Annotated in this window: 16 protein-coding genes; 10 read left to right on the top strand and 6 right to left on the bottom strand. The window is 42.8% G+C overall.

Going from position 1 to position 19,042, the window contains the following annotated elements; genetic code table 11:
- Window positions 1-65 precede the first annotated feature (65 nt).
- From CH76_RS13720 to CH76_RS07865, 3 genes are all read left to right on the top strand, one after another.
- Window positions 66-185 carry a FeoB-associated Cys-rich membrane protein gene (locus CH76_RS13720; protein ID WP_081892664.1) on the top strand — a complete coding sequence of 40 codons (120 nt, stop codon included), beginning with the start codon at window positions 66-68 and terminating at the stop codon, window positions 183-185.
- Window positions 186-311: 126 nt separating this feature from the next.
- Window positions 312-1,913: a YceG family protein gene (locus CH76_RS07870; protein ID WP_051910283.1), complete on the top strand. Its 1,602-nt coding sequence runs from the start codon at window positions 312-314 to the stop codon at window positions 1,911-1,913.
- A 1-nt stretch (window position 1,914) separates the two neighbouring features.
- Complete coding sequence (locus CH76_RS07865; RefSeq protein ID WP_036144937.1) at window positions 1,915-2,784, top strand: toxic anion resistance protein; 870 nt, start codon at window positions 1,915-1,917, stop codon at window positions 2,782-2,784.
- 40 nt (window positions 2,785-2,824) lie between these two features.
- Here CH76_RS07865 and CH76_RS07860 read toward each other — a convergent pair whose 3' ends face one another.
- The 3 genes from CH76_RS07860 to CH76_RS07850 form a co-directional block, all read right to left on the bottom strand.
- Entirely contained in the window at window positions 2,825-4,411 is a 1,587-nt protein-coding gene (locus tag CH76_RS07860; protein ID WP_036144936.1) for an AarF/ABC1/UbiB kinase family protein, read from the bottom strand.
- Between the two features lie 664 nt (window positions 4,412-5,075).
- Window positions 5,076-6,023 (bottom strand): SEC-C domain-containing protein, encoded by a 948-nt coding sequence (locus tag CH76_RS07855; protein ID WP_036144935.1) that lies wholly within the window; start codon window positions 6,021-6,023, stop codon window positions 5,076-5,078.
- A 79-nt stretch (window positions 6,024-6,102) separates the two neighbouring features.
- Entirely contained in the window at window positions 6,103-6,978 is an 876-nt protein-coding gene (locus CH76_RS07850) for a LysR family transcriptional regulator (RefSeq protein WP_036144934.1), read from the bottom strand.
- Window positions 6,979-7,152: 174 nt separating this feature from the next.
- On the opposite strand from CH76_RS07850, the gene CH76_RS07845 reads away from it, so the two are divergent.
- The 4 genes from CH76_RS07845 to CH76_RS07830 all read left to right on the top strand — a co-directional run bounded on the left by CH76_RS07845 (window position 7,153) and on the right by CH76_RS07830 (window position 11,859).
- Entirely contained in the window at window positions 7,153-7,905 is a 753-nt protein-coding gene (locus tag CH76_RS07845) for a carboxylesterase (protein ID WP_036144933.1), read from the top strand.
- A 188-nt stretch (window positions 7,906-8,093) separates the two neighbouring features.
- Window positions 8,094-8,960: an iron uptake system protein EfeO gene (gene efeO / locus CH76_RS07840; RefSeq protein WP_036144932.1), complete on the top strand. Its 867-nt coding sequence runs from the start codon at window positions 8,094-8,096 to the stop codon at window positions 8,958-8,960.
- Between the two features lie 6 nt (window positions 8,961-8,966).
- Entirely contained in the window at window positions 8,967-10,169 is a 1,203-nt protein-coding gene (gene efeB, locus CH76_RS07835; RefSeq protein WP_036144931.1) for an iron uptake transporter deferrochelatase/peroxidase subunit, read from the top strand.
- Entirely contained in the window at window positions 10,150-11,859 is a 1,710-nt protein-coding gene (locus CH76_RS07830; protein ID WP_036144930.1) for an FTR1 family protein, read from the top strand. Before efeB ends, CH76_RS07830 begins: the two co-directional genes overlap by 20 nt.
- Before the next feature lie 317 nt (window positions 11,860-12,176).
- Here the strand turns inward: CH76_RS07830 and CH76_RS07825 are convergent, their stop codons facing one another.
- Window positions 12,177-13,172, bottom strand: coding sequence for an acyltransferase family protein (locus CH76_RS07825; RefSeq protein ID WP_036144929.1), 996 nt, complete (start codon window positions 13,170-13,172; stop codon window positions 12,177-12,179).
- A gap of 134 nt (window positions 13,173-13,306) precedes the next feature.
- On the opposite strand from CH76_RS07825, the gene pepF reads away from it, so the two are divergent.
- Window positions 13,307-15,115 carry an oligoendopeptidase F gene (pepF, locus tag CH76_RS07820; RefSeq protein WP_036144928.1) on the top strand — a complete coding sequence of 603 codons (1,809 nt, stop codon included), beginning with the start codon at window positions 13,307-13,309 and terminating at the stop codon, window positions 15,113-15,115.
- Window positions 15,115-15,321, top strand: coding sequence for a hypothetical protein (locus tag CH76_RS07815; protein ID WP_036144927.1), 207 nt, complete (start codon window positions 15,115-15,117; stop codon window positions 15,319-15,321). The genes pepF and CH76_RS07815 overlap by 1 nt, the downstream gene beginning before the upstream one ends.
- A gap of 623 nt (window positions 15,322-15,944) precedes the next feature.
- Here CH76_RS07815 and gdhA read toward each other — a convergent pair.
- Window positions 15,945-17,315, bottom strand: a complete 1,371-nt coding sequence (gdhA, locus tag CH76_RS07810; RefSeq protein WP_036144926.1) for an NADP-specific glutamate dehydrogenase — start codon at window positions 17,313-17,315, stop codon at window positions 15,945-15,947.
- Between the two features lie 185 nt (window positions 17,316-17,500).
- Between gdhA and CH76_RS07805 the strand changes: the two genes are divergently transcribed.
- Window positions 17,501-17,962: a YaiI/YqxD family protein gene (locus CH76_RS07805; protein WP_200877343.1), complete on the top strand. Its 462-nt coding sequence runs from the start codon at window positions 17,501-17,503 to the stop codon at window positions 17,960-17,962.
- A 141-nt stretch (window positions 17,963-18,103) separates the two neighbouring features.
- Here the strand turns inward: CH76_RS07805 and CH76_RS07800 are convergent, their stop codons facing one another.
- Window positions 18,104-18,925, bottom strand: coding sequence for a squalene/phytoene synthase family protein (locus tag CH76_RS07800; RefSeq protein WP_036144940.1), 822 nt, complete (start codon window positions 18,923-18,925; stop codon window positions 18,104-18,106).
- Window positions 18,926-19,042 lie beyond the last annotated feature (117 nt).

The raw sequence follows: 19,042 nt of genomic DNA, 5'->3' as shown, positions 1-19,042 counted from the left end.
ATTTTGTGTTATGCTAAGAGTAAGCAATCTTGTAATGTAAAATAACAAACAAGCAGGTGATAAGTATGTATGAACTTCAAGACTCGCGTTTTTTCATTTATGATACTACAACTTTAGTCATCCTTGGTCTTATTGTGGCAGCTATTGTTTTTTATTTCATTCGTAAAAAGAAGAAAAATGCATAACAGTAGAGAATCAAAGAGGCCGGGATTTGTCCCAGCCTCTTTTTGTTATGTACATTAGTACGGAGAGGTTTTTTTATAGGGAAAATGCTATGATTAAGGGAAAGATATAACAGGGGGTCGTCCTTTATGCTACGACAATTTCAAGTGTTAGCTGTCAATGAGGTGGACTGGGCTTTTCGTTTAACACAGCCGATAAGCAGTCGCCCGGATTATATACATACTGAGGAGCGCGTACAGTATCAGCAAGTGGTGGTCAATGTACAGGGCGTTCCCTATGATGAGACGGCATATTACCAAGAGCTGTATGAGTTATCATTACAGCAAGGCGTTACCATTTTATCGGAGGACCTTGATAAAACGATTCCGCCTGAACGTTTTCAGGCATTGCAAAAAATGTATGAACTCGTGCAAAAACAGCCTACATTAAGCCTTAATCGCTTTGTGGCGTTTTTGGATGCAGAGCATTTACTACCGCGCTATCAAAATGATTGGCAACGCGAGCTTAGATTGCAATTTATTACGATTTTACAGCAGTTTGAGCAGGATAAGGGGACACGTTATACCCATCCTGATTTTAGACGTTTGTTACTCGATTTAATTAAATGGATGTGGAACCATATTGACCCGTGGTTGAAGCAGTTTGATATGGTGACAGCAACGCCAAGCATTGTGTGGTTTGGGGCATTAACAACAAGTCAGCATTATTTTTTACGTTACTGCATAAATTGTGGCTTTGATGTGGCACTTATTACGCCAAACGAAGCGGCTGTAATCGTGCCGACCATGTCAGTGGTGAGTTACCCTACAATGCAGGCTGATGCACAATTTCCGACAGCACCACCTAAGCAACAAACAACGGTGGCATACGGAGCGCAACGCGAGATTAGTACGATATTAGGCGGAGAAGATGGCTATCTTGCCCCGTGGTCACTGCGTGAGCATGAGGCGCATGGTATTACACTACGTACCACCTATAATGAAATCGAAATTTTAGGTGAGCAACGTGCACTCGTGCGTCCTGGCTTTGAGGTAAAGCAGCATCAAGTTACCATTCCTGTACTATTTACTAAAATTTCAGGTGTGACGCTTGATGAGGCGAGCTACTGGGCGCAAATCCATCGTCTAGTAGCGCTTGACCATGCAACATTGATAGAGCAGTTTCCATTTCAAGAAGAAAATCGCGCTAATAATCAATACCACTACACGCAAGCGCTTGGGCGCGATGGTAAGCTATCTATTGACAAGATACTTGCGAGCAATTGGTGGCAACACACGCACTTGCATGACGGTGTGCAACGCTCCATTGCGGCAGCCATGATTCGGTTATGTGAGGCGCCTCGTCTTAAACGCTTAGCTGGCGAAACAGACGACGCACTTCGTTTGTATACGTTTAGTCAAGCGATGCAAATGCCGCGTGCAGTAGGTGCATTATTACAGCGCTATGATTATACGCAGGATGTCCCTAAAATTATATTGTACAATAATGAAATCAACGGTGAATTAAGCCGTGCTGATGCCGCTACATTACTTATGTTAAATGAGCTAGGTCTTGATATTGTGTTGTTTAATCCAGCGGGGCTTAATGATATTGAGCGCTATATAGATAAAGCACAATTTGACCATCATTTACTTGACGAGATGCGCTTTAACTATGCTTACCGCGCCCCTCAAACAAAATCGAGCTTAACCGATGTTTTTAAGGGTTTTTTAGGTTTTAGGAGGGATTAGTATGGAGGATATGGAGCAAATTTTACGTCAGCAGGTGGATTGTTCGGTACAAGCACTCGCACCTATTAAACGTAGCCTCGCTAAGCTAACGCCTGCAGACGTTTTGATGATTGGTAAGGATAAAGTCGAACAAATCAATGGCTTTATTAACCGCACCATGAAAGGGCTGTTAAACGAAAAAATCGACGGGCTAACAGCTGTAACGACACAAATGGGCAAGGTGATGGAAGGGCTTGACCCAAGTGATTTTGAAGACAAGCCGGTTGAGAGCCCAAGTTTTATGCAGCGTATGCTTGGTAAAAAGCCAGCGCCACCTATAAATGTTTTGCGTAAATACGAAGGGCTTGGCGCCCAGCTACAGCAAGGTTTTATTGCGATGACGGAGTATAAGCGCGCCATTGTTCAAAATAATGAGGAGCTACAGCGCCTATTTGACGAAAATACTGCGTATTATAGCTTCTTGCTTCAACATGAGCAAGCACTAGCGGAGCGAGGCGTAGAGCTCGCGCGTCAATTAGATTATGCGAAGGACGATTTTGAACGAGGTACATTAGAGGCAATGCGTGAGCTACTTGATAGCAGACGGCAAGATTTTATGATGGCGCGTACAGTAAGTACTCAACTCGCCGTACAGCTATATATGTTATCGGAAAATAACGATAAGCTACTCGCGCGCTTAGATAATGGCTTAATTTATACAGTGCCGATTTTTAAACAGCTTATTGCACAAGCACTACAGTATGAGCGGGCAAGACTGGCGAATCTTGCGCTTGGGGCATTGCCTGAGTGGCAACAAGAAGTTGCGGCAACGAAGCAAGGCGTACAACAAAGTTTAGCAGAAATTACAGCACTTGCTGAGCGCACAACATAAAAAGAAGGTGAAGCGATGTCAATTATCGCCTCACCTTCTTTTATTTTTTAATAGCCCACCATGCGCTACCTATAAAAACAGGGGCGCTGGTATAGAGCAGTAACTCATGACTTGTAAAGATGCCAACATAGAGCGCCACGAGGCTAATGCTCGCAAAACATGTAGCAACTACGCGGCGGCTACCATTTAATGCTTGTACATCTTTTTTGGCAAGTTCCATGCGCCACTTTTCAGGTTCTTCCATCAGTTTTTCGAGCTTGCGCGGTAAGCGCTGCAGCAGGCGAAGTTCGTCCACGGCCTGTTTACCAAAGTTTTTTAATGTATCTTTCCGTTTTGCTTCTTCCTTCACCCATTCAGTAATTTGTGGCTTGGCAATTTCCATAAGGTCAACGCTAGGGTCTACAATGTACAGCACACCAGCAAGTGTGGAAATAGCACGCCCAAGAAAAGCAAAACGCGCAGGTAATTGTACGGGTTGTGTACGAACGATTTCTTGTAAATCTTCCATTAGCTCCTCAACGACAGCGCCGTTAATTTGCATTAGTTCATTGGATTGATAGGCACTGACGACCTTTTCGATAGCTTTCGCTAATACTTCTTTGTCGGCGCTAGGCAGTAGGAAGCCCATTTCTTCAAGGGCATCAATGACTAAATCATAATTCGTAAATAAAATGCCGCTTGCAAGTTTGGCGATAGAAGTAGCGTCTGCATCTGTAACAGTGCCGACCATACCAAAGTCAATAAGTACAAGTGTACCATCTGGCTCAACTAAAATATTGCCAGGGTGTGGGTCTGCATGAAACTGACCGCCAACGAGTACTTGTTGTAAAAATAATGTAACGAGCTGCTCTGTTAAACTAGCGCGGTCAATATGATGCTTATCTAAAAAGGCAGTATCCGAAATACGGCTACTCTCTACCCATTCCATGACCAGTATGCGGTCAGTGGAGTATGCTTCAAAATAGCGAGGGATGCGTGTATTAGGGAAGCGCGCTTGAAAGTTTTTGCCGTTTTGTAGTTCTTGTAAAAATTGTAGTTCTGGTAGTAATACGTCCTGCATTTCGCTGTACAGTAAGTCAAAGTCGAGCTGTTTACCAAAGCTTGTGAATTTTTTTGCGAGCCAAATTACGATGCGCACCGCTTTAAAATCAATCGCAATAATGCGTGCGATATTAGGGCGCTGGATTTTAATCGCCACAGCTTCGCCTGTTGGCAATGTGCCTTTATATACTTCGCCAATAGAGGCAGAGGCTACAGCTGTAGGCGAAATCCAATCGAGCACCTCATTGACAGGGCGTTCCCAGTCTTCTTCTAATACTGCCATAGCTTCTTCGGGTTTGACGGGTGGTACACGGTCAGTTAGCCCTTCTAGCTCAGCTAAAAAACTTGGGGGCATAATGTCAGCACGTGAGGCTAAAAACTGCCCAACTTTAATCATTAACCCGCCAAGCGCGAGTGCTTTTTTATTGTATTCACGCGCTTGTTTAGTAACGAGGCGCTCCCATTTAGCATTTGTTTCAGCGGAGTTATCACCGCGATGACGCCGCTTAAAACAATACACCTGTAAAAAGAATTTCATAGCCATACTAACGATAATAAAAATACGATAGCTTGCGAGCCTTTTCATCTAACCCCTCCTAACTTCTTACCTATACCCTAAAGACGTAAAGCTAGTCAAATGAGTTGCTTGTCTCTTTTTTAAAAAGTGGTACGTATTGCTAGGTAAGAAAGGAGAAACAGGTTACTAAAAGTCACAGTTGGGTACTAGGCGCGCTAGATTGGACAGTTCAACATGAAGAAGGGGAACTGCTCAAAGTGAACAACAGGAACGATGCAAAATGAATAATGGGGTGCTCAATATGAACCATTCGGTATGACCAAATTGACCGATTCAATAGTTAAAGATTTTAAAGAACTTAAAAGATCTAAGTACTTAAAGATTTAAAAGAATAAAAGAATATAATCATGCTATCGCATGATGGGTTATTTTTTGTGGGGGAATTATAAAACAGCAAGCCAGATCTCCGAGTAACATGTAGCCGACATTGGATCGTCGTCTATGTAGCGTTCAAACCCCGCAGTAGTTGCTTTGAGGTAGCCACTCTTTGTAAAGGCGCAGTTAAATTTGCCTCAATCTACACGATGGCACGCCGCATGTCTTGCCACTTACCATCAATTCCTCTTGGTTAGTATAAGTGGTGTAGGACCTAAAAACCTGTCAATTTATGCGCGTTTAGGATAGTTGATACATAAAAGCCCCACACGCTTTTACAAACGTGGGGGGCAAGTTATTAACTACGGTAAGCCGTAATGTCTTGGTAATATTTTGTTAGGGAAGAAGCAGATACGCCAAATTGTTCAGCCATATCTTTTACCGTCATTTGAAGCGGCTCAATTAAGCCGTTTTCATTAGCGTAACGTACAGCACCAGCCGCGATGGCTGCCTCTTTACGCGCGCCTGGGCGCTCCTCTACTAAATAGTCTTCAAGCACAATACGTAGCTCTTTAAAGTCACGCTCATGCTTCGCAAGGAAGTCTTCGGCATGTTTTAACACGTTAGACTCAAATGTCGTAAACTCCTCACCATTATAACCGTTCGCAACAAGAGCTTGCCATAGTAGTAACTGCTCATCAGCACGATGTGACTTCGCAAACTTTTCAAACACAGGCTTATGCTCTGGTGCGAAGAAAATAAAGATGGATGTCGCAAGGTAGTGATTGTCCTCTAATGTGCCATCTGGCAGGATGTACGTATAGGTCATCATCCCTTCAGGAATCACGCGCTCTGTTTCGCGGCGTAGGAAGATTTCCTCGCCTGTAATCGCATGACGTACTTTTAAATAAAGCGGTGATGATACGTCAATAATTTCCCCGAAGAATAAACGCGGGCACGTCCATGACGCGTAAACTTGCTGAGATACGGGGCGCAATGTTTGCTTTTGGACTTTCTTCATATAAGACTGCCACATCTCTGGCTTTTGGAAAAAGAAGAAATGCTCAAGCGCAATCGCTTGGACAAGCTGCGGATGCAGACCTGGCAGTTGTGGTAGCCATTCAACAACTAATTCATTATACGCAGGAATTTCTGCGCGGGTTGGGTAGTCATCAAAAAATGACTGGATGGTGCGATCAATTTCTTCAAAAAACATATCGGCTACTTGTACAGCCTCTTTGTGCTCACAGCACTTTTTGTATTTCTTGCCGCTTCCACAAGGGCAAGGATCATTTCGTTTTACCAATTTCAACACTTCCTTAATATCAAACATACGTACTATAATATCGTTAATTTACTAAAATGAAAAGGAAGCGCGCATATTTTTATTGAAAATATGTGCTCGCAAACTTTTTAAACTCGGTTGCGGCAGGCAAAGCGGTCTTATGATTGAGCCACGCCATGCCAATAATTCGTTCGCAAACGGTGTTTTTAACAGGTAGTAATACTACACGCTCAGGGTTGTAGTTATCATCATGCGGCAGTAGGGTAATGCCTAACCCAGCCGCTACAAAGCCCGCAATGGTAGACACTTCGTCTAGCTCGTATGCCCAGTGTGGTGTAATTCCACACTCCCCAAAGCAACGCTCCACATTTTTACGTAGTGCATAACCTTCTTTTAAATGAATAAACGGCTCATCCGCCACATCATGCAATGTGACGCTCGTGCGCGCAGCTAAAGGGTGGTCGCTTGGCACCATAATAAATAACTCATCGCGCCACAGCTCCTGCCAAACAACGGGCGGCTCCGTATCAATTGCCGCAAGCAAGCACACATCAAGCTCACCAGCCTGCAATAATTTGAGTTGGTCATAGGAATAGTTTTGCGTAAGTTTAAAATGCACGTGCGGAAAACGTTTGCCAAAGTCGCGCAGTAAATCAGGCACGACATTTGTGCCAAGTGTATGCAAAAAGCCGAGTGAAATCATACCATAATCAGGGTTGTTTAACTCTTGTAACTCTAAAATGGCGCGGTCATATTCGAGACGCATTGTTTTGACACGCTTTAAAAAGGACTGCCCAAAGTGATTTAAATAAATCCCTCGCCCGTGGCGGTCAAATAGTGGCACACCAAGCTCTTCCTCCAAGCGGGCAATGGAGCGACTAAGCGCAGGTTGCGAAATTGACAGCTCCTCCGCTGCGCGCGTCATATGCTGAATCTTCGCCAATGTACTAAAATAGTGTAGCTGTTGCCATTCCATCCTTCATTTCTCCTTAAAAGTCGAATAACTTTTTGATTTAGTATACCATCATTCGACTCATGCATAAAAGGTATCGAAACGATGAAAACAATAAATTGTACATTATGACTTGCGGTGCTATGATGAGGACACAAAATATACACAAAACATTTCCGCAGAAGGGGATACACATATATGAACATTGCCAAACCACAATCACTAACTATCGAAAAAGGACCGAAAGCCGTACTATTATTGCATGGCTTTACTGGTAGCACAAAGGATGTTAAAAAGCTAGCTTTTCATTTAGCAGAACGTGGTTACACCGTACACGCACCAATTTACAGTGGGCATGGCGTTGAGCCAGAAGCATTACTTGAAACAACACCAGAAGACTGGTGGCAAGATGTTGTGAAGGGGTACCAATTCCTGCAACAAAAAGGTTATAAAGAAATCGCAGTAGCCGGTATTTCACTAGGCGGTGTATTTTCATTAAAGGTAGCAGAGACATTCCCTGTTAAAGCTGTCGTATCAATGTGTGCACCTATTTCACGTGATAACTCAAAAGGCTTATTTACACGCTTGTACCATTACGCACGTCTATACAAATCATTTGAAAACAAATCAAAAGATCAAATCATTTCGGAGTTACATGAGCTACGTATTACGCCAAAAGATTCGTTAGATAGTGTAACAGAAATCACAATGGAAACACGCGAGCAATTAGCTAACATTAAAGCGCCAACGTTAATTATGCAAGGTGCATTAGATGACGAGTTATATCAAGAGAGTGCGCCAATGATTTTAAATACCGTCAAAGCACAAGAAAAAGAAATTATTTGGTACCAAAACTCAGGGCATATTATTACACTCGGTAAAGAGCGTGATCAAGTGAATGAGGATGTAGCTGACTTCCTTGACCAAGTGGAATGGAAAATTGCAAATTAATTCGTAAAAGCGCGGTACTATACCGTGCTTTTTTATTTTGCCCTTGTAGCAACAAAAGATAGAACTGATGCGTCTAACGGTAGATTGATAGTAAGTCGTGCCATTTTTATAGAAAAACACTTGCGCTAGTGATTGAAAACGATTATCATTACCAAGAGGAATACATAAAAAGGGAGTTTGATGACATAATGAAAAAACCATCACTAGTTTCAGCATTGCTTGTAGGAGGGCTAATGCTTGCGGGGTGCGGCGCACAGGATGCTAAGCCAGCAGATAAAACGGCAGCAACGGAAGAAGTTGCTACGGAAAATACTGTGGACTTAACAAAGGAAATGGAAGCTTATAAAGCATTTGCACTTGAGCAGATGGATGCTTTTTTAACAGATACCGAAAAGTTTGTGACGTTATTTAAAGAAGGCAAAATAGATGAAGCTAAACATTTATACCCGCGCGTACGTATGTACTTTGAGCGCTCTGAGCCAATCGCTGAAAGCTTTGGCGATCTTGACCCTAAAATTGATGGACGTTTAGCGGATATTGAGGAAGAGGGCTTAGGTAAAGAAGACTGGACAGGTTACCACAAATTAGAGTATGCACTTTGGGTGGATAACACAACAAAAGGTTACGAGGCCATTGCAGATCAACTATTAGCAGATACGAAAGAGTTACACGCCCTTGTACAAACTGTAGAAGTTACACCTGATTTAATGATTACTGGTGCGGTTGACTTATTAAACGAAGTATCAACGTCAAAAATCACAGGTGAGGAAGAAATCTACTCACATACGGATTTATATGACTTTAAGGCAAATGTTGAAGGTGCAGAAAAAATCTTTGAGATTTTACGTGAAAAAATCGAAGCAAAAGATGCAGACCTTGTTAAAACATTAGATGAGAAGTTTGCGGCACTTGACGCGTTACTTGCGAAATATGAACAAGGCGAAGACGGCTATGTGTCGTATGAAGAATTAACAGATGAGGATACTAAAGCGCTTGCTGTAGCGGTGAACCAATTAGGTGAACCACTTAGCCAAATGGGCGTAATTATGGAGTGATAAAAAATGACTGAATGGCATGAGAAAAAAATATCTCGCCGTTCCATGTTAAAAATGACGGGCATTGGAGCTGCTGGCGCTATTATTGGCGCAAGCGGCTTTGGTGGCGTTATGAAGGCAATGGGCAGCGATTTGACAGCACCTAAAGCAGTAAAAAACAGTATTGCGTTTTATGGCAAGCATCAAGCAGGGATTACCACACCTTCGCAAACCAACGTCTATTTTGCATCACTTGATGTTGTCATTACAACAAAAAAGGAGATGCGCGAGCTAATGCAGCTATGGACGCCAATGATTGAAAAATTAATGGCTGGCGAGGAGGTCGCGACGTCTACTAATGTACATATCCCACCAAATGATACGGGCGAGGCTGAAGGGCTAGACGCTAAAAATTGTACCATTACGATTGGCGTTGGCCCGTCATTATTTGACAAAGTAGGGCTTACAGCCGAAAAACCGCGTGAATTTACGGATTTACCACATTTTCCTAAAGACCAGCTAGATCCTGCCTATACTGGCGGTGATTTATGTATTCAAGCTTGCGCGGATGACCCACAAGTTGCTTTTCATGCGGTGCGTAATTTAGTGCGTGTAGCCACAGGTAAAGTAGAAGTGAAGTGGGCACAAGCAGGTTTTAACGCCTTTCCGCCTGGCGGAGGTACACCGCGTAACTTATTTGCCTTTAAAGATGGTACAGAAAACCCCGTGCCTGACAAAGAGGACCATGTCGTGTGGATACAACCTGGTGAGTCTAAGGCATGGCTTGCAGGCGGCACGTATTTAGCTGTACGCCGTATTCAAATGCATTTAGAAACTTGGGATCGCACTTCACTGCAAGAGCAGGAAAATACCTTCGGCCGCCACCGTGACACGGGTGCGCCAATGGGGATGAAGGACGAGTTTGATAATACGGACGAGGCTGAGCTACCTGCCACGTCACATGTGCATTTAGCGCGTCAAACAAAAGCGCGTATGTTACGTCGCTCCTTCTCGTATGCATCAGGTACAATGACACAAACCGGTGCGCATGATGCAGGGCTATTATTTATTTCCTTCCAAAAACACCCGCAACAATTTATTGATGTGCAAAATAGTTTTGGGCGTTTAGATAAATTAAATGAGTACATTACACATCGCGGCAGTGCGTTATTTGCCTGCTTCCCCGGTGTACAAAAGGGGAGTTACTTAGGTGAAACGCTATTTAAGTAGTTTACTAATGATACTGGTTTTACTCATTGCTTTACCTGTGCAAGCAGAGAGCACATATCGTCATTATTTTATTGCGATTAGTGATGCGCTTATGCAAACAAAGCAACAACAAGATGAAGAAGCACATAAAACGCTTGTTCGTTTTAATGAGGAGTGGCAAAACGTAACCTCAGATCAACCAACGCAAAAAAAAGCGGTGGATGAGGCGCTAGCGTTAGCGTTAAGTGCGGATTCGCATGATGACCGTTTGGCGGCATTAACGGATTTATCTAATGCGCTTGTAGCGTTAGATAAAGCCGAAAATCCTGTAGATGAAGCGGCACAGCGCGCGGAGTTTGGGCAAAAGATGAAGCCAGTACTGCAGACATTTGAGCAAGCAGTAGCGGCTGAGGATGTGGCAGCACTGGATGCGGCTTATAAAACGTTTAATGCCAGCTGGAATAAAAACGAACGCCCTGTGCGTGAACAAAGTATTGCGATGTATGGGCAAATCGAAACACAAATGGCTTTTATCCGCATCGCAATTAGTGAGGACGAGCCTGATATGGCAGCTATCCAAGCTAATTTTGATGACCTAAAACAATCTATTACGGATTTTGTAGCAGGTAAAGAAACCGCTGAAGTTGTAGAAGGCGAGTTTTCATTGCAAACATTACTTGACCATATCGCGGCAGCTAAAGGCGCAATTGCGGATGAGGATTATAACGCGGCAGCTGATGAAATCCGTGCGTTTATTATGGTGTGGCCGCGTGTAGAGATGGATATTTCGACGCGTGATGGTAAACTTTACACGAAAATTGAAAGTACCATGCCACTAGTAGTAAGTGGTTTAACAAAGAAAGATGTAGATGCGGACGCAATTGATGCGCAGCTCGATGAGTTTGCGACAGCTATTAGTTTAATTGCCGAAAAAACCGACTATACGTTTTGGGATGCGGCACTTATTTTACTACGTGAAGGCTTAGAGGCCATGTTAATTATTATGGCGCTTGTGACATTTTTACAACGTGCTAACCAGCATCACTTGAAGAAATGGGTGTATGTTGGCGCATTAGCAGGTGTTGTACTTTCTGTAGTGGCGGCTTTTGCGATGTCACTTGTGTTTTCGGCAAGCAGTATGGATGCTAACCGCGAAATTATTGAGGGCTACGTTGGTTTAATTGCGGCAGCTATGATGATTGGTGTGGGTGTTTGGCTGCACACTAAATCAACAGCTAACGCATGGAATGACTACATTGAGCGTCAAATGGGACGCGCTATTTCGACAGGGTCAGTTGTCGCGATGGCTATGATTAGTTTCTTGTCGGTGTTCCGCGAAGGTGCAGAAACTGTAATTTTTTATATGGGGATTGCGCCAAGCATTACAGCGGGCGAGCTAGCATTAGGTGTGTTAGTTGCGGTAGTTGTGCTAGCACTTGTGGCGTTTATGTTCGTAAAAACATCGGTTAAAATTCCGATTCATTTATTCTTTAAAATTGCGACAGTATTTATTTATGTGTTGGCCTTTAAAATTATTGGTGTGAGCGTGCATACGCTACAGTTAATGAATAAAGTGCCTACGCATATTGTGGACGGTGTGCCAATGGTTCCTGTGATTGGGCTTTACCCAACAGTCGAAACATTAGTAGCCCAAGCGATTTTACTTAGTATTATTGCGGTAACAATCATTTGGCAAAAACGTCAGCGATAAACGAAGAGCTGGGACATAACTCGATTTTTAGGGGAGATATAAAATTTGAGTAGTCATTTTCTTGGCTAAATAATTCATTTAATGTACTTGAAAGCGAAAAATGTGAGGCGATTTTGAAAATCGTCTCACATTTTTTCTTTTGTCCCAGCCTCTTTTGTGCTACAAAGTACTTCAGGGCTGAACAGTGGTTTTTACTTTTTGTTGAATCCAGTAAAAGCCCACTAGCCCCTCGCTCTTTTCACCCCTCGCAACAGAAAACCAAAAGCCCGTTTTCGTTGTGATGTGCTCCAAAGTACTTCAGGGCTGAACAGTGGTTTTTACTTTTTAATGGCCCCGACGATGTATTGGCCGAAGGGGAGGCGGGCGATGGTCCATGCAATGGCGATGCACAGGGCGACGGTTAGGGTGACAATGATAACGATGGTCACCTTAAATGACAGCCCAAAACGCATAATAAAGCCAGAGCCAAACCATAGTACCTGCCAATGAATGAGGTAAATCATAAAGGCGTAGCGGCTAAGTACACGCACAATTTTAAAGTAGGGTAATTTTTGCCCCCACGCTAAAATTAAGGCGCTCATGCTACAAACAAAGGGGATAAGGTCAAGCCTTCTTGAATGAATGCCCGTATGCCCAAGTTTCATATTAATAAAAATAAGCATCGCGCTTAGTAGTGCTGTGACAAGTGTCCACCAGCGATAGCGTAGTAGTGCTGCCGCAAGTTTTTTGTAGTGCTTGCCTGCGAGGTAGGCAATAGCAAAATAGCCAAGCCAACCTGTAAGTAGCAGTCGAAATTGCGTTTGATGCGTCATAAAAAAAGGGTACGGCAATTGAATAAGCGCATGATGAACTAAAGAAATACAAAGGGCTAGCGGCAAAACAACAACATCTGCGAGCTTGTATTTTTTTACTAGCGCATAGAGCGCGTACAATTGTAAAATGACAATCACGAACCAGCCAACAAAATCTCCGCGAAAGAAATTTTGTAGCACTGTAATAAAAAATAAATCCTTACGATAAATTGTTTCAGCAATGCCTGCATAAATAATTGCCCAAGCCATATAAGGTATCAATAAAAAGCGAATGCGCTTTGACCAAAAATTTGATGGCAATTGGTTGGGGTATTTGTGCGCTAAAATAATAATCGACAATACAATAAATGTCGGTGTTGCGAAGCATAATAAAATGCGAATAAAGTGAAGCGCCGTATGTTCAGCGTAAAACTCGTTATGAAATGTCATCCACGTTGTCGTGTGCAACGTAACGATACTTAAGCAGGCAATTGCTCTGAGTAGATCCCATTCCTTAATCAAATCATACAACCTCCAAAAACGTGTTCCACACCATGATACCATTAGTAACGTATAAATATGTCAAATTTAGAACAAAATTTACGCATTATTTTGATTTTTCGCTTATAATGAAAGAAGACAAGGAGTGATACACTATGGTACAAAGTTTACCGAAGCGTGCCGACGTTAACATTAACGAAACGTGGGATTTAGCGCATATTTTTGCAACAGAAGAAGCCTATACACAAGCATTACATGACATCGAGCAGCAGGTGGAGCAATTTGCAGATACGTGGCTGGATAAGTTTTCTACAGCGGAGCAAGTTGTTGCTATGCTACGTGACTACGAAAAGTTACAGCAGGCTTTTGTGCCGGTGTATTCATATGCTCAATTAGCCGAAAGTGTGGACGGCACGGATGAGCAGGCGCAAATGCGCATTAGTAAGCTCAGCAATGTATTTGCACAAATTGGCAAGGAGTTAGCATTTGTAGATAGCCAGTTGTCATTACTAGATATTGAAGTGCTAGCGACTGCTATTGAGCTTGAGCCGCAGTATGCACACCATTTAAGTGAGGTAATTCGCCGCATTCCTAATCAATTACATCCTGAGGTAGAGCGCGCGTTAGCTGCGTTGTCGTCAACTTTCCAAGCACCGTATGATTTATACAACATGATGAAAGCTGTAGACATCAAGTTTCCTGACTTTACGGTAGCGGGCGAAGCCTACCCGATTAGTTATGTGACGTTTGAGGGCGTTTGGGATTCGCATCCTGATACGGACAAGCGCCGTGCAGCCTTTGCGGCATTTAACGATACGTTAAAGGATTATGCCTTCACGACAGGTAAGGCTTACGATACGCAAGTCCAAAAGGAAAAAACGATTGCGTCACTACGCGGCTTTGATTCGGTTATTGATTATTTATTATTTGAACAAAATGTGGACCGTGATATGTATAATCGTCAAATTGACGTTATTATGGAGGAGCTTGCGCCACATATGCGTAAATACGCAAAGCTTGTACAAAAGGTCAATGGCTTAGATAAAATGACGTTTGCCGATTTAAAAGCGCCAATTGATGCGAGCTATGAACCACAAGTAACGATTGAGGAGTCAAAAAATTATATTTTTGATGCACTACGTGTAATGGGTGAGGATTATTTAACATTAATGAAGCGCTCGTATGATGAACGTTGGACGGATTTTGCACAAAATATCGGTAAAGCAACAGGCGCATTTTGCTCAACGCCTTATGGGATTCATCCGTATATTTTAATTTCATGGACGGGCAGTATGGAGGATGTTTTTGTGCTAGCGCATGAACTAGGGCATGCAGGTCATTTCTATTTAACACATGAAAACCAAAATATCTTTAATAGTGAGCCATCGCTCTACTTTATAGAGGCTCCTTCTACAACTAACGAAATGTTAATGGCAAATCATTTATTAAAAAGCTCACAAGACCCTAAATTTAAACGTTGGGTCATTGCGTCGATTGTGTCGCGTACGTATTACCATAACTTTGTGACGCATTTACTTGAGGCTGCCTATCAGCGTGAGGTATATGCTATTATTGATGAGGGCGGTAGCGTAAATGCTAGCGTACTTACGAAATTAAAACGCGAAGTGCTTGAAAAGTTCTGGGGCGAAGCGGTAGAGATTGATGACGAGGCAGCCTTAACATGGATGCGTCAACCGCATTACTATATGGGCTTATATCCATATACGTATAGCGCGGGACTAACGGTAGCAACAGCAGTAGCACAGCGTATTAAAAATGAAGGTCAAGTAGCGGTGGATGATTGGTTAAACGTATTAAAGGCAGGCGGCACAAAATCACCGAAGGAACTTGCACAGATGGCAGGCGTCGATATTTCGACAGATGCACCACTGCGCGAGACAATTGCATTTATCGGAAGTTTAATTGACGAACTTATTACGCTAACAGAGGAGATTGAAGGCTAATGAAGGAACGAAAGTGTCACGAATGTGAAACAACAATGGTTGGGGAGTGTACCATCCGCGTTGAAGGCGGAGGCTATGGTATTAAAATCCAAAAAAAGGGGCACGGGCTATTTAATCGTGTAGCAGAAAGCCCACAAGTTTATGTGTGCCCAAGCTGCGGCTATGTGGCGATGTATGTTGATAATGCTGAACGATTTGCAGACTAACGGCTTTTAGTACGAAATAAACAGGAGAATGTGCGACAGCTAGCGCACATTCTCCTGTTTTTGTTGTGGTATGAAAAAAACAAAAGCCATTTTCATTGCGATGTGCTCCAAAGTGTCTCAGGGCTGGACAGTGGTTTTTACTTTTTAATGAATCTAGTAAAAGCCCACCAACCTCTTACGTTTTTCAGTCTCCGCTCAAGAAGTGGTACTTCTTGGCGAAGCCTTCCAAAACAGTCGAGGTTAAACGGTGGTTTTTACTTTTTTTGAATCCAGTAAAAAACGCCAACCCTTCATGCTTTTCACACATGTCAAATGAAACTAAAGAGCGTTTCATTGCCATGTGTTCCAAAGCGAATCAGGGTTAAGCGTCGTTTTTTACTTTTTAATGAATCTAGTAAAAGCCCACCAACCTCTTACGTTTTTCAGTCTCCGCTCAAGAAGTGGTACTTCTTGGCGAAGCCTTCCAAAACAGTCGAGGTTAAACGGTGGTTTTTACTTTTTTTGAATCCAGTAAAAAACGCCAACCCTTCATGCTTTTCACACATGTCAAATGAAACTAAAGAGCGTTTCATTGCCATGTGCTCCAAAGCGAATCAGGGCTAAGCGCCGTTTTTTACTTTTTATTAGTAAACGCCTTCTGCGATCATGCCGTCGGCTACTTTTGTGAAGCCTGCGATGTTAGCGCCAATCACAAGGTTGCCAGGGAAGCCGTATTTTTCGGCACAGCCTGTTGCGTTCGCGTAAATGTCTTTCATGATTTTGTGCAGTTGCTCATCTACGTCATCAAATGACCAGAAGATACCTGTTGCGTTTTGCGCCATCTCTAAAGCAGAAACAGCTACGCCACCAGCGTTAGCAGCTTTGGCTGGGCCAAATAAAACGCCGCTATCAATGAAAAGGTTAATGGCTTCGATTGAGCAAGGCATGTTTGCGCCTTCGCCCACAACTTTTACGCCATTATCAAGTAGTACTTGTGCTGACTCAAGGTCAATTTCATTTTGTGTTGCGCAAGGTAGGGCGATGTGGCAAGGGATTGTCCAAATGCCTTTACAGCCTTCTGTATAGGTTGCGTGCGGGTGATAGTCAACATATGTTGAAATACGGTCGCCTTTTACTTCTTTAATTTCTTTTAATGTACGAAGGCTGATGCCCTCTGGGTCATAAATATAGCCGCTTGAATCAGAGCAAGCTACAACTTTAGCGCCAAGGTGACGCGCTTTTTCGATAGCGTAAATCGCAACGTTACCTGAACCAGATACGACAACGGTTTTATTATAGAAAGATTGACCAATGTCTTTTAGCATTTCTTCTACGAAATAAACCGTACCGTAACCAGTGGCTTCTTTACGACCAAGTGAACCGCCGTAACCAGGGCGTTTACCTGTTAGTACACCAGGTTGGTAAGCACCTTGAAGGCGTTTGTATTGACCCCAGAAGTAGCCGATTTCACGTGCGCCAACACCAATATCACCTGCAGGGACATCGACATCTGGTCCGATATGACGGTATAATTCAGTCATAAAGGCTTGGCAAAAGCGCATAATCTCTGCATCTGATTTACCTTTAGGGTTAAAGTTAGAGCCACCTTTACCGCCACCAATGGCTTGACCAGTAAGGGCATTTTTAAAGATTTGCTCAAAACCTAAAAATTTCATGATGGATTCGTTCACAGATGGGTGGAAGCGAATGCCGCCTTTATAAGGGCCCATTACGTTATTGTATTGTACGCGGTAGCCGCGGTTAACTTGTGTTTTGTTGTTGTCGTCCTGCCACGCGACGCGGAATGACACTACGCGGTCAGGCTCAGCGATACGTTGTAAAATATTGTGCTCAATATATTCAGGATGTTGCTCGAACACAGGCTCAAGTGATAGGAAGATTTCTTCAACCGCTTGTAAAAACTCTGTCTCATGACCGTAAATTTGTTCAAGCTGTGCGTATACATGCTCAATATATTGCTTTGCTGCTGATTGTTCAGTTTGTAATTTTGTCATTGTCATTACCTCCAGGCTTTTTATCTTGTTATTATCGTATCGTTATTTTTCGCACTATTCAATAAAATACTTCGCTCAAATTTTTGATTTTGTGAAATAGTGAGCATAACAAAGTGAATTTAAAATTATTTTTAAATAGTAAAACCATATAATTTTGAGATAGAAAAAGGAGAGAAAACGAAAAAATGATTCATTTATTAATCGACGCTGACGCTTGTCCTGTAACGGATATCGCGCTACGCGTATCATCTAGCTATTCGATTAAACCTATCTTGTTTTGCGATACATCGCATGTCATGGAGCGAGAGGGGGCGCAAACGATTACCGTATCAAAGGGACCAGATTCCGTTGATTTTGCGCTACTGAACACGCTTACACGAAATGATATTGTAATTACACAAGATTATGGGCTTGCGGCGATGGTTTTGGCGAAAGGGGGATTTGTGCTCGATCAAAATGGCAGACAGTTTACAAATGAAAATATTGATCAGCTACTTTTTACGCGTCATTTAGGGCAACAAATACGTCGAGCAGGTGGTCGCACGAAAGGACCAAAAAAACGCACGCAAGAAAATAATTTAGCCTTTGAAACGAAATTTCGACAAATTTGTGAACACGCAATTTCGGTTGCCGAAAATGAGCAATAGGCTGTCGAAGCGGACGAGAAAGTAAACGCTCATGCATGGATTTAGTTAATTAGGTGATGAAATCCATCTCAAATTGAGATGATTAATAAATAGAAAGGCTACATTGAAAGCGAAAACTTTCGATGTAGCCTCTTTTTATTGTTAACTATTTTCGACTTCTTTTACCGTTTCCTCAACTTCAGCACGCGTGATTTTTTCGCGACCCTCTTTTAATGCTTTAAGTGTGCGATGTGCTAACGCTAATGGTAAACGACAGAATAATAATACCGTACGCTTTGAGATGTCTTCCATATAAAGGTCACCTTTTGCGAGGTTTTCGTCTGCATAGGCAAATAGCTCTGTGCGTGTCCAGCCATCAGGTACAAAGCTAACGCCACGCTCGTCCATGTCTTCTTCTTCGTTACGTAAAATATTAACTGCTTGTAGCCCGCGGCCATAACCAATAGCTAGCTCGCGGTCGGTTGTGATGCCGTAGCCCCACTCCCAAATATTTGATAGCATAACGCCAACAAGCCCTGCAACGTAATACGTATAGTCGTCTAAATCCTCGCGCGTATGTACTTGCCAGTTACGCTCAGCCCATTTTGCCATACCTGTAGCCATTTCGCTTGTAGCATCACATACAATACGGCGTGAGCCCTCAGGACAAAATGTAATCCAGTCGTGTAGGCGAAGGGTTACCTCAGGTAGGATATCCTTAACGCTTGCAATGACTTGCATAAATGCCTCGTTATCAAACGTTGGTGCGGCAAGTAGCTCGCTCGTTGCCATTAGCATTGTATGCTTGTCGGCATTAGCAATGTCGTCGTGGTCCTCGATTTCGTCGATAGCGCGCATCATAAGGTAAGCGGCTGCTACTGTGATTTTTACATCTTTTTGTAAGAAAGTAATGGGAATATAGAAGGTACGACTTGTTTCCTTTAAAACATTCATCGCTTCTTTATATAATTTTTTGTCATCTATCACGTACATATCCTCCAGTTCAAAGTAACAAACTCTCCTCTATCGTAACTGATTACACGCTAAAGTTAAAACAAAATCTTTTGCGAGGGGATTTTGTGTGCTTTTAGCTAGACATTG

The organism is Lysinibacillus sp. BF-4, from assembly GCF_000743635.1.
GTDB classification, from domain to species: domain Bacteria; phylum Bacillota; class Bacilli; order Bacillales_A; family Planococcaceae; genus Metalysinibacillus; species Metalysinibacillus saudimassiliensis.
This window is presented reverse-complemented; position numbering and strand designations above follow the sequence as displayed.